Origin of the sequence: Gemmiger sp., from assembly GCF_036306485.1 — a bacterium.
Classification (GTDB): Bacteria; Bacillota; Clostridia; order Oscillospirales; family Ruminococcaceae; genus Gemmiger.
Map to the genome: position 1 here is coordinate 26,429 of NZ_JAXJZK010000020.1, position 12,136 is coordinate 38,564.

Here is a 12,136-nt window from a genome sequence, read left to right on the forward strand (position 1 = left end):
TCGCTGCGGCGGTCAGTCCCGCTCGTTGTTCTGCAGAAATTCGCGGGCCATGGCCATGTAGGCCTCGCTGCCGCGGCCGTTGGGCTCGTAGAAGTTGATCGGCATGCCGAAGCTCGGCGCCTCGGACAGCCGGACCGTGCGGGGCACGACGGTCTTGTAGACCTTGTTGCCGTAGTATTTCTTGACCTGGGCCACGACCTGCATGGTCAGGTTGAACCGGCCGGAGTACATCGTAAAGACCACGCCCTCGATGTCCAGATAGTGGTTGTACTTCTTGCGCACGATCTTGAGGGTGTTCATCAGCTCGGACAGACCTTCCAGCGCGTAGTATTCGCACTGGATGGGGATGAGCACGGTATCGCAGGCGCACAGGCCGTTGATGGTCAGCAGATCCAGCGAGGGCGGGCAGTCGATGAAGATATAGTCGTAGAGTGTGACGACCGGAGCCAGCACGCTGCGCAGCCGGTTTTCGCGGCGGGGCAGCTGGACAAGCTCGACGACGGCGCCGGCCAGCTGGGTGTTGGAGGGAATCAGATCGGCATTGAATTTTGTCTTGACGATGGCCTGACGGACATCATCCCCGTCGATCAGACAGGTGTAGATGTTGGAATCCTGGCTCTTTTTTGCCACGCCGTATCCCGAGGTGGTGTTGCCCTGGGGGTCCAGGTCCACCACGAGCACCCGTTTGCCGAGTGCGGCCACGCAGGACGAAAGGTTGACGGCGGTGGTGGTTTTGCCGACACCGCCCTTCTGGTTTGCAATCGCAACGACTTTCGCCATGATTTCCCTCCTTTTGAAACGTCTTTTTCAATTATACCACAGCTTTTGGATAATAAAAAGGGCCAAAACACAAAAAAAGGATGTTCCACGTGGAACATCCGGACAAACGGCAAAAAAAATCCGCCGCTGCCCTGGGGGCGCAGCGGCGGGGCCCGGAAAACTCAGACATGGATTTCCTCGGGCATTTCGGGGGCGTGGCAGGCCTCGGTGGTGTCGGGCACCGGCGGCGCCGGGGAGAGCGGAATCCGCACGGTGTACTCGAGATACCCGTCGGTCTGGTCGCAGCTCGTCACGGCCTGGATGCCCTTCTGGGTCATCAGATCGACGGCGTGCTGCAGCGTGTTGACAAAGAGCCGCACATCCCCCACCATCGGCATCGTGCGGCGGCAGGGACCGGGCGCGTCCTTGGGGGCGGCGAGCATCGTGTCCACCAGGCGGTCGGCCTCCCGCACGCTCATCTTGTCGCGGGCCATCTTTTCCAGCGCGGCGGTGCGGCGGCTCTCGGGCAGACGCAGCGCGGCCCGGGCGTGGCGTTCGGTCAGGCCGCCCGCCGTGCAGAGCTGCTGCTGGGCCGGCGTCAGCGCGAGAAGCCGCAGTTTGTTGGCCAGCGCCGGCTGGCTGAGGCCGAGGCGGCGGGCCGCCTCGGCCTGGGTGCAGTCCCACAGCCGGATGACCTCCCGGATGCCGCGGGCCGTGTCGAAGGGGTCCAGCTGGGAGCGCTGCAGGTTCTCGAGAAGGCCGAGGGCGGCGGATTCGCTGTCGTCGTAGCTGGAAAGAATCGCGGGGATCTTTTCCAGCTTGGCCAGCCGGCAGGCGCGCAGACGCCGCTCGCCGGCGATGAGCTGGTAGCGGTGCATCCCGATCTTGCGCACCGTGACCGGCTGCAGCAGCCCGTTCTGCAGGATGCTGACGGCCAGCGCCGCAATCTCGGTATCATCAAAGGCGGTCCGCGCCTGGTAGGGCGACGGCTCGATCTGGCTGACCGGCAACATCAGAATCTTGCCGGCTTTCTCTTTCTTGGACATGGGGACCCTCCAACCTGCTCACTCGGTTCGGGCTGCAAAAAAGCCCTGTGTTTCTGCTTGCATCAACAAGCATAACACAGGGCAAGGGGCGAATTCCAGCACAATCGTGCGCCACGATTCGCGCAGATTCGGCAGCTCAGAGCGGCTTTTTTGCAATTTTTCCGCCGTTGCGGGGGTAAACGGTCGGAGTCTGCGATATTTTCCTGCACAGGACGAGCCGCCGCTCGCTGCCGTCCGGCAGCGTGAAGGCGCGGGTGGCCTCGTGCCGGCCGCCGAGCTTTTTCAGCGCGTTGGCGGAGCCGGCCAGCTCGGCGTCGGCGTCGGGCCCCTTGAGGGCCACAAAGACGCCGCCCACCCGGACCAGCGGCAGGCAGTATTCGCAGAGCACCGGCAGCGCCGCGACGGCCCGGGCACAGGCCACGTCGTACCGTTCGCGCCAGACCTTGCGGGCGGCCTCCTCGGCGCGCTCGCGGGCAAACTCGACATCGGTCAGGCCCAGCTCGCCGCACAGGTAGCGCAGAAAATCCATCCGCTTGCCGGTGGGCTCCATCAGGGTCAGGCGCAGCTCGGGCTTGTAGAGCTTGGCCACGACGCCCGGAAAGCCCGCGCCGGTGCCGACATCCACGACGCTGCCCGCGACCTCCGGCTGGGCGGCAAAGAGCAGACTGTCCGCAAAGTGGCGGTCCTCGATGCCCTCCGGCTCGGTGATGGCGGTCAGGTTGACGCGCCGGTTGTAGTCCACCAGCAATTCGGCGTACCGGTCCAGCAAATCCAGCTGGCGGCCGGTCAGCGTGATGTTCCACGTGGAACATTTTTCGGCCAGGCGGTTCTTGTCAATCATGGGGGTTCTCCTTTTTGTATTTGAGCAGCGCGACGGAGAGCTGGGCCACGTCGCTCGGACTGACGCCGGGAATCCGCCCGGCCTGGGCCAGCGTGCGCGGCCGGATGCGGGCCAGCTTCTCCCGCGCCTCGAGGGTGACGGTGGTCAGCGGGGCATAGTCAAAGCCGTCGGGAATCGCGACGTTCTCGTGGCGCTGCACCTCCCGGATCGCCCGCTGTTCCCGGGCGATGTAGCCGGCATAGCGGATCTCGGTCTCGATGCGCAGCGCCATCATCGGGGTCACGCCCTCGCCGCGGCCGATCACCCGGGCGATCAGCTCATAGTGGACGCCGGGGCGCTTGAGCAGCTCGGCCGCCGTGCCGCCGCTCACCCCGACGCCGGCGGGCAGTTCCCCGCCCGCCGCCTCGCGCAGTCTGGCCAGCGGCACCTTGGTTGTGGCCAGCCGGTCCAGCTCGGCCTGCTTGACGGCCATGTCGCGGGTGAAGGCCTCCCACCGGGCGTCGTCCACCAGCCCGTACTCGCGACCGATCGGGGTCAGGCGCTCGTCGGCATTGTCCTGCCGCAGGCTCAGCCGGTACTCGCTGCGGCTCGTCATCATCCGGTAGGGGTCCATGACGCCCTTGGTCACGAGGTCATCCACCAGCGTGCCGAGGTAGGAAGTGTGCCGCGCCAGCACCAGCTCGCTCTTGCCCAGCGCGTGGCGGGCGGCGTTCAGCCCGGCCAGCAGCCCCTGGGCCGCGGCCTCCTCGTAGCCCGAGGTGCCGTTGAACTGCCCGGCGCCGTAGACGCCCCGCACCACCTTGCTCTCCAGTGTCGGAAGCAGGCTCGTCGGGTCCACACAGTCGTACTCGATCGCGTAGGCCGGGCGCATGATCTCGAGGTGCTCAAAGCCCCGGATGGTCCGGTACATCGCGTTCTGGACGCTCTCGGGCAGGCTGGAACTCATCCCCTGCAGGTACATCTCCTCGGTGTCCTCGCCGCAGGGCTCCACAAAGATCGGGTGGCGCTCCTTGTCCTTGAACCGGACGACCTTGTCCTCAATCGAGGGGCAGTACCGCGGCCCGACGCCCTGGATGTCCCCGCCGTAGAGCGGCGACCGGCTCAGGTTGTCGAGAATCACCCGGTGGGTGTCGGCGTTGGTGTAGGCGATATAGCAGTTGACCCGGTTGTGCATCGGGGTGTGGGTCAGAAAGCTGAAGGGCTGCAGCAGCTCGTCGGGGTCGCCGGGCTGACATTCCAGCCGGGAAAAATCAATGCTCCGCCGGTGGACCCGGGCGGGGGTGCCGGTCTTGAAGCGGCGCAGCGGGAAACCGCGCGCCACCAGGTCGCGGGTCAGGGCGGTGGCGGCGTGCTGGCCGTCCGGCCCGCCGTCATAGTGGGCCTCGCCCACAAAGATCCGCCCGCCCAGCGTCGTGCCCGTCGCAATGACGACGCACCGGCAGGCATAGTAGCCGTTGAGGTTGGTCACGACGCCGCACACCGCACCGTCGTGCACATCCAGCGCGACGATCTCGGCCTGGTGGATGTCCAGCCCCGGCGTTGTCTCGAGGGCGTGTTTCATCCAGATATGGTAGCGCATCCGGTCGGTCTGGACGCGCAGACTGTGGACGGCCGGCCCCTTGCCGCGGTTGAGCATCCGGCTCTGCAGAAAGGTGGCGTCGGCGGCCAGGCCCATCAGCCCGCCCATCGCGTCGATCTCCCGCACCAGGTGGCCCTTGGCGGTGCCGCCGATCGAGGGATTGCAGGGCATATCGCCGATCAGGTCCAGCGTCAGCGTAAAGACGGCAGTCCGTGCGCCCAGCCGGGCGGCGGCGTGGGCGGCCTCGATGCCGGCATGGCCGGCGCCGATCACAATGACATCATAACTTCCGAGTTGATCCATTCTCTGTTTCCTTCTTGTTTATTTGCCGACGCAGAACGTCGAGAACACTTCATCCAGGGTGGCTTCGCCGGCATCCTCGCCGGTCAGCCGGGCCAGGGCGCGCTGCGCATCGGCCAGGCACACCCCGATCGCATCCAGCCCGAACCCGCCGGCCCGGGCCTGCAGTGCCTCGGCCAGGGCGTCGCGGGCCTCGCGGGCGGCATCCAGCTGCCGGGCGCTGCAGAGCGCCGCGGCGTTGGGGTCCAGCCGGGCCGTGCCCAGCAGTTCGCTGACGGCGCGGCACAGCGGGTCCAGGCTCGCCGGGTCCCGCGCCGAGATCGCCAGCACCTGCCGGAAATAGGGCGCCAGCGCCTGCTCGGCAAGCCGCTGGGCATCCCCCTGCCCTGCCAGGTCCTGCTTGTTCAGGATGGCCAGCGCCGGCCGCCCCGAACACCGCCGCGCGATGTCGAGGTCCTCGGCGGTCAGCGGCTCGCCGAGATCGAACACCGCCAGCACCAGCCCGGCTTCCTCGAGCTTTTTCCAGCTGCGGCGGATGCCCTCCGCCTCGACGGGGTCATCTCCGGCGTCCCGGACGCCCGCCGTGTCGAACAGGTTCAGCCGGATGCCGGTATCCCCCAGCATGACGGGCTGTTCCAGCACGTCGCGGGTCGTGCCCGCGATGGGCGTCACGATGGCGCGGTCAAACCCGGCCAGCAGATTGAGCAGCGTGCTCTTGCCGACGTTGGGCCGGCCGAGCAGCACGCAGTCCACGCCGTGGCGCAGCACCGCGCCGGCGCCGTAGCCGTCAATCAGGGCATCCAGCGCCTGTTTCTGGGCGGTCAGGGTGCCGGCCAGCTCGGCGTCGGACAGCTCGGGCACGTCCTCCTCGGGATAGTCGATCCAGGCCGTGATGTGGGCGGCCAGCGTCTGCAGCGCCGCCCGGATGCCGTCAATCCGGCGGGCCAGCGCGCCGTCCAGCGCGGACTTGGCCAGCGCGGCCCCCTGCCGCCCGTCCGCCGAGATGATCTCCATGACGGCCTCGGCCTGGGTCAGACTGATCCGGCCGTTCTCCAGCGCGCGGCGGGTGAACTCGCCGGGCCCGGCCGGGGACGCCCCGGCCAGATACAGCGCCTCAAGCAGCCCCTGCACCATCGCATGGCCGCCGTGCACCGAAAACTCGATCACGTCCTCGCCGGTGTAGCTGTGGGGGGCGCGGTAAAACAGCGCCACCGTCTCATCCATCTCGGCGCCGCGCAGCAGATAGTGGCCCAGCATCGCGGTGTAGCCCGCGGCCTTGCGGACCTGCCGCCCCGCCCGCACCGGGCGGAACACCCGCTCGGCAATCGGATAGGCCTGCGGACCGGACAGCCGGACCACGGCAATCCCTCCCACCCCGGGTGGGGTCGCCAGTGCACAGATCGTAGACGGCATATTTCTCATCCTTTCACACAATTTCTCAGACTAAGCATAGCACAAAACCGCACAAAGGTAAATGGCAAAAAACAGCGGGCCGCCGCCCGAAGGCAGCGGCCCGCATCGGAACCGGAAGATCAGCCGCGCCGCACCCGGCCGCGCACCATGCCGAACAGCTTGGCCACCATCGTGAACACCTCGCGGAAGTTCAGCGCGCAGACCACGGCGGTCAGCACCGTCACGGGCAGCACCCAGTGCTCCGCCGTGAAGAGAATCGCGATCTCGGCCAGGATGAGCGCCAGGTTGACCGCCATCCAGACCGGATGAAAGTCAATGACCAGCAGCCCGCGGGTCGAGTAGGCCCGCAGCAGAAAGACCAGGAACAGCGACAGGAAGCTCGCCAGCGTGACGCCCCACGGCCCCAGCCAGCGGATGAAGAAGTAGTTCAGCACCAGGTTGGCCAGCGCGCCGGCCAGCATGGTGTACAAAGAACTCGTCGAACGTTTGTACACAACGTAGACACTGTTGAGGAAGTTGTTCAGGCAGGTGCACAGCGAGGCCAGCGTCAGGAAGGGCACGAACTGCCAGCCCAGGAAGTAATCCTCCCGGAAGATGTGCATCATCGGCTGGCACAGCCAGACCACGCCGGCCGCACAGCAGAACATCACGCTCGCATACACCCGGAACACCCGGCTGAAGAATTCCTGCCGTTCGCTCTCCTCGGTCACGGCGGAGAGCTGCCACGCTTCATAGAAGATCTGCCCCACAATCGTGATGATCTGCGGCAGGTAGTAGCCGGACTTGAGCAGCCCGACCCACCAGGTGCTGCTGTGGCCGTCCACCCCGCCGCACATCCCCTGGACATAGAACATGTCCGAGGCGTTGATGACCCAGAAGCTGATCGAGGCGGGGATCATCGGCACGCAGTAGCGCAGCATCTCCTTCCACAGCGAGGCGCTGAACTTGCGCAGCCGGAAGAAGGCGCTGCACCGCCCGACCAGAAAGACGAACACCGCCGAGCAGGCATCCGAGCAGGCCATCGCCAGCAGATAGCCGTTCGCGCCGAGGTTCAGCACGTCGAGGAACAGATAGTAGAAGGCGAGCAGCGAGGCCGAGGTCAGCACGCCGTCCAGCGCGACCAGACGGTTGAGCATCCTGGCGCGGATGAACTGGGTGCAGAGGGTGCGCAGACAGCTCATCAGCACGCACAGATAGATCAGGACCAGATACTCCCCCGCCCCGGGGATCATCCCGACCAGCGGCCAGCAGACCAGCATCAGCGCAAAGCCGGTGCAGATCGTGGCCAGCCCGTTCATAAAGACGCTGGCCTTGTCCACCGACCGGTCCAGCCCGAACCGGATCACCGCAAAGCTGACGCCCAGACTCACCACCGGGATCAGCAGATTGGCAACACTCTGCATCAGGCTGGTCACGCCCATCACGTCGGGGCTGTCCAGCACATAGCTCAGATACGGCTGGACCACCAGACTGATGACCTTGGACCCGAAATTGGAGATGGCGAACAGCAAGGTGTTGTTCACCAGTGTGGAATAGCGTTTGGAATCCGACAAGAGCAACCTCCTCCCTCCCGGAACGGCGTCACCGGCCCTGCAGCAGGCGGCGGGCCTCACGGTATCCGGGCAGTGCCCTGCCGACCGCGGCCCAGAACGCCGGGCTGTGATCGGGATGGGCAAAATGACAGTATTCATGGACCACAACATACGTCTGGGCTTCGGGCGGCATCGCGGCCAGGCGCAGCGCAAAGCAGAGCGTGCCGGTGCGCAGACTGCAGCTGCCCCAGCGGGTTTTCATGTCGCGCACCCGCACCCGGGGCATCCGCCCGCCCGGACACTGCGCCGCAAACCGGGGATACCATTCCCGGCACAGCGCCTCCATCCGGGCCAGGGCCGCGTCGGGGTCGGGCAGCGGCGGCCGGTCTGCCAGCCGGGCGGCAATCCGCGCCCGGCTCCGGGCAATCCAGCCGGCGTGGTCCGCCACAAAGGCGTCCACCTGGGCGGCGGCGGTGCGGCGCGGCGCACTGACCGCCACCGTCCCGTCCTCCCGCACCCGCAGGTTCAGGTTGCGCACCCGGCGCCGGGTCAGCGTGTACTGCACGCCCCCCGCACACCGCTCCTCGGTCTGCACGGCAGCCATGGCGCTCCCCCCCCTTCCCCTTGCGGCCGGATGCCTTTATTGTACACGCTTTGTCCCCAAAAGGAAAGTGCACCCGGCGCGCATCCATCCAAAAAATTTACCCATTTACAAAATTTCAGCCATTGTCAGCGCCGGATGGGTATGCTATAATGGCACTGTCTGAAATTGTGACCAAAATTTTTACCCGCTTCCGCGCATACTTTGGGCGTATTGCCGCGGCGTCTGGCCGTACTCCGACCGGAACGCCCGGTAAAAGTTGGCGTAATCGCCGAACCCGCAGTAGGTGCAGGCCTCGCTGGGCGCCACGCCGCCCGCCAGCAGCTGCTTGGCGTTGAGCAGGCGTTTCTGCAGGATATAGCGATGGACCGTCGTGCCCACCTGGGTCTCGAACTTGCGCAGCAGATGGTATTTGCTCAGGAAGAACCGTTCCGCCAGCGAATCCAGCGTCAGCGGTTCGCTGTAGTGCTCGTTGATGTAGCGCACCACCGCATCCACCACCCGGTCGGAGGAGGTATCCCCCGACAGGGATTTCTGCAAGGTGCGGTCGGCGGCGTCGCGGTTCAGGTTCACCAGCAGCTCGGTCAGGCAGCACTGCGCCAGCAGATCACTGCCGTAGTCCGGCTCGGCGTGCAGCAGGCTCAGCCGCTCGAGCACCCGCCGCGTCTCAACACTGCGGTCCGCCGGCAGGCGCAGCAGGTTGGTGTGGCCCGGCACCGTCGTGTCAAAGCAGCGGGTCAGACTGGTCCGCGGGCTGGACAGCCCTTCCAGATAGCTGCGCCCGATCCACAGCACAATCCGCTCGTACGGCGCGCCGTCCGGCCGGATGCGCGCCTGGTGCAGTTCCAGCGGGCTGACCAGCATCAGATCCCCCGGCCGCATATTATAAAGGTTGTTCTCCACCGTGTAGGCCACCTGGCCGCGCAGCAGCAGATAGACCTCGTAAAAGTCGTGGTGGTGCAGCGCCACCTCGTTCATATAGGTGCTGCGGTACCGGTAGATCTCAAAATCCCGGCGGATCATCGTCTGGCGCCGTGTGTACGGCTGAAAGGCCGCATCAGACATGGGCAATCCCCCTCTCCGCCAGTATAGTACCGCAATTTTTACAATCAATCAAGCAATCCCATCAATTTTATTTGCAAAAAAATCATCGTATACTGAACACAGATCCGGAACCACCGCGCAGACCGCGGAGTCAGATACACGTCAAAACAGCTTTTTAGACAAGGAGTGTTTCACCATGAAGATGAATGCCGCATCCATCAAGAACCAGAAAGCCGAATGGGAAGCCCTGGGCGTCAAGCTGCCCGCCTTCGACCACGAGGCGATGACCGCCAACACCAAGGCGCATCCGCTGTGGGTCCACTTTGGCGCAGGCAACATTTTCCGCGGATTTATCGCGGCGCTGCAGCAGCGGCTGCTCAACGAGGGGCTGTCTGACCGCGGCATCATTGCGGCCGACACCTTCGACTATGACATCATCGACAAGATCTACACCCCCTTTGACAACCTGACCATGATGGTCACCCTCAACCCCGACGGCACCACCAGCCGCGAGGTCATCGGTTCGGTGGCCGAAGGTCTGCGCGCTGACTCCTCCGATGCGGCGATGATGGCCCGCTTCAAGGAGATCTTCACCGATCCCGGTCTGCAGATGATCTCCTTCACGATCACCGAGAAGGGCTATGCCCTCTACCGTCCGGACGGCAGCCTGATGCCGGTCGTCCAGGCCGATATGGACGAGGGTCCCGCCCATGCCCGCCATGCGATGAGCATGGTGGCCGCGCTGCTGTTCGAGCGCTTCCAGGCCGGCAAGTATCCGCTGGCCGTCGTCAGCATGGACAACTGCTCCCACAACGGTGAGAAGCTGCAGTCCAGCGTCATGACCGTCGCCAAGGCCTGGGCCGAGAAGGGCTTTGTGGGCCAGGACTTCATCGACTACCTGTCCGATGAGAGCAAGATCACCTTCCCGTGGTCGATGATCGACAAGATCACCCCGCGCCCGCACAAGATCGTCGAGGAGCAGCTCGCCAAGGACGGCATCGAGGAGATGTCCCCCATCGTGACCTCCAAGAACACTTTCATTGCGGCCTTCGTCAATGCCGAGCGCCCGCAGTACCTCGTCATTGAGGACAAGTTCCCCAACGGCCGTCCCCCGCTCGAGAAGGCCGGCGTCTATATGACCGACCGCGACACCGTCAACAAGACCGAGCGCATGAAGGTCACCACCTGCCTGAACCCGCTGCACACCGCGATGAGCGTCTACGGCTGCATGCTGGGCTACACGCTGATCTGCGACGAGATGAAGGACGCCGACATCGTCGCCCTGATCAAGCGCCTGGGCTATGTCGAGGGTCTGCCCGTCGTGGTCAACCCCGGCATCCTCGATCCCAAGGCCTTCATCGATGAGGTGGTCGAGCAGCGTCTGCCCAACCCCTTCATGCCCGACGCACCGCAGCGCATCGCCACCGACACGTCCCAGAAGGTCGGCATCCGCTTCGGCGAGACCATCAAGAGCTACCTCGCCGAGGGCCGCGACCTGAACACGCTGGTCTCCATCCCGCTGGCGCTGGCAGGCTGGCTGCGCTACCTGCTGGCCGTTGACGACGAGGGCAAGGCCTTCGATGTCAGCGCCGATCCGCTCAAGGACGACCTGCAGGCCAAGCTGGCCGGCATCGAGGTCGGCAAGCCCGAGACCTACCAGGGTCAGCTGCGCGGCATCCTGAGCAATGCGTCCATCTTCGGTGTGGACCTGACCACCACCGTCCTGGCCGACAAGATCGAAGCCTACTTCGTCGCCGAGCTGGCCGGCCCCGGTGCGGTCCGCAAGACCCTGCATGACGCGCTGGCCTGAGGCCGCAGCGTTTGAATACCATATCAAAGGAGGAAAACACTATGCCAATGCAAATGGGCTGGCGCTGGTACGGTGAGGGCAACGACCCCATCACCCTCAACGACATCCGGCAGATTCCCGGTGTCTCCACCATCGTCTGGGCGCTGCACAGCAAGATGCCCGGCGAAATCTGGGAGGAGGACGAGATCCGTCCCGTCGTCGAGCAGATCCGCTCCTACGGCTTCAACGCCGACGTGGTGGAATCCGTCAACGTGCACGACGACATCAAGATCGGTCTGCCCACCCGGGATGCCCTGATCGAAAACTACAAGCAGTGCATCCGCAACCTGTCCAAGTTCGGTGTCAAGGTCATCTGCTACAACTTCATGCCGATCTTTGACTGGACCCGTACCGACCTGTTCCATCCGGTCGGCGACGGCTCCACCGCGCTGTTCTACCAGAAGGACATGATCCAGGACGACTACAAGGCGATGGCCGAGTATATCCTGAACTTCACCGAGAAGTACCACATGACCTTCCCGGGCTGGGAGCCCGAGCGGATGGCCAAGCTGGACGAGCTGTTCAAGGCCTACGCCCCCGTCACCAAGGAAAAGCTGTGGGACAACCTCAAGTACTTCCTCGAGGCCCTCATGCCGACCTGCCACGAGTGTGACATCAAGATGGCCATTCATATGGACGATCCGCCGTGGGACATCTTCGGCCTGCCCCGCCTGCTGGTGGACGGCCCGAGCATCGACCGCTTCCTGTCGATGGTGGACGACCCCTACAACTGCCTGACGCTCTGCTCCGGCAGCCTCAATGCCAACCCCGCCAACAACGTGGCCGACATCGTGCGCAAGCACTGCGACCGCATCGCCTTTGCGCACATCCGCAACATCCACCACTTCCCCAACGGAGACTTCTCCGAGGCCGCTCACCGCGACTGCTGCGGCGAGACCGGCATCATCGACATTCTGCGCGCCTACCATGACTGCGGCTACGAGGGCTATATCCGCCCCGACCACGGCCGTCAGCTCTGGGAGGAAGGTCCCGGCAACTGCCGTCCCGGCTACGGCAAGTATGACCGTGCCCTCGGCATCCAGTACATGCTGGGTGTCTGGGATCTGCTGGACCGCCTCGACGCCGAAAAAGCAGCTCAGTAATTTCCGGGCGAAGCAGCGCTCGGCGGACCGTGCCGTGCATTCCGGCAGGGGGGACCGCCGTCCCCCGCG

Annotated in this window: 10 protein-coding genes; 2 read left to right on the forward strand and 8 right to left on the reverse strand. The window is 65.0% G+C overall.

Annotated elements, in window-relative coordinates; translation table 11 throughout:
• Nucleotides 1–12: 12 nt before the first annotated feature.
• The 8 genes from U0L91_RS04665 to U0L91_RS04700 all read right to left on the reverse strand — a co-directional run bounded on the left by U0L91_RS04665 (nucleotide 13) and on the right by U0L91_RS04700 (nucleotide 9,136).
• Entirely contained in the window at nucleotides 13–780 is a 768-nt protein-coding gene (locus U0L91_RS04665) for a ParA family protein (protein WP_330045053.1), read from the reverse strand.
• A 161-nt stretch (nucleotides 781–941) separates the two neighbouring features.
• Complete coding sequence (locus tag U0L91_RS04670; protein ID WP_330045054.1) at nucleotides 942–1,805, reverse strand: ParB/RepB/Spo0J family partition protein; 864 nt, start codon at nucleotides 1,803–1,805, stop codon at nucleotides 942–944.
• A gap of 136 nt (nucleotides 1,806–1,941) precedes the next feature.
• Nucleotides 1,942–2,646, reverse strand: a complete 705-nt coding sequence (gene rsmG / locus U0L91_RS04675; RefSeq protein ID WP_330045055.1) for a 16S rRNA (guanine(527)-N(7))-methyltransferase RsmG — start codon at nucleotides 2,644–2,646, stop codon at nucleotides 1,942–1,944.
• On the reverse strand, nucleotides 2,639–4,528 hold the full coding sequence (mnmG, locus tag U0L91_RS04680; RefSeq protein ID WP_330045056.1) for a tRNA uridine-5-carboxymethylaminomethyl(34) synthesis enzyme MnmG: 1,890 nt from the start codon (nucleotides 4,526–4,528) through the stop codon (nucleotides 2,639–2,641). Before mnmG ends, rsmG begins: the two co-directional genes overlap by 8 nt.
• Nucleotides 4,529–4,546: 18 nt before the next feature.
• The gene (mnmE, locus tag U0L91_RS04685; RefSeq protein WP_330045057.1) at nucleotides 4,547–5,938 is read right to left on the reverse strand and encodes a tRNA uridine-5-carboxymethylaminomethyl(34) synthesis GTPase MnmE; all 1,392 of its coding nucleotides are present in this window, start codon (nucleotides 5,936–5,938) and stop codon (nucleotides 4,547–4,549) included.
• A 119-nt stretch (nucleotides 5,939–6,057) separates the two neighbouring features.
• A complete protein-coding gene (locus U0L91_RS04690; protein WP_330045058.1) occupies nucleotides 6,058–7,491 on the reverse strand; it encodes a lipopolysaccharide biosynthesis protein in 1,434 nt (477 codons plus the stop codon).
• Nucleotides 7,492–7,519: 28 nt separating this feature from the next.
• Complete coding sequence (locus U0L91_RS04695; RefSeq protein WP_330045059.1) at nucleotides 7,520–8,074, reverse strand: M48 family metallopeptidase; 555 nt, start codon at nucleotides 8,072–8,074, stop codon at nucleotides 7,520–7,522.
• Between the two features lie 180 nt (nucleotides 8,075–8,254).
• Entirely contained in the window at nucleotides 8,255–9,136 is an 882-nt protein-coding gene (locus U0L91_RS04700) for an AraC family transcriptional regulator (protein WP_330045060.1), read from the reverse strand.
• 175 nt (nucleotides 9,137–9,311) lie between these two features.
• On the opposite strand from U0L91_RS04700, the gene U0L91_RS04705 reads away from it, so the two are divergent.
• Both U0L91_RS04705 and U0L91_RS04710 read left to right on the forward strand, forming a co-directional pair.
• Nucleotides 9,312–10,925: a mannitol dehydrogenase family protein gene (locus tag U0L91_RS04705; protein WP_330045061.1), complete on the forward strand. Its 1,614-nt coding sequence runs from the start codon at nucleotides 9,312–9,314 to the stop codon at nucleotides 10,923–10,925.
• 41 nt (nucleotides 10,926–10,966) lie between these two features.
• Nucleotides 10,967–12,067, forward strand: a complete 1,101-nt coding sequence (locus U0L91_RS04710) for a mannonate dehydratase (protein WP_330045062.1) — start codon at nucleotides 10,967–10,969, stop codon at nucleotides 12,065–12,067.
• Nucleotides 12,068–12,136: the final 69 nt, after the last annotated feature.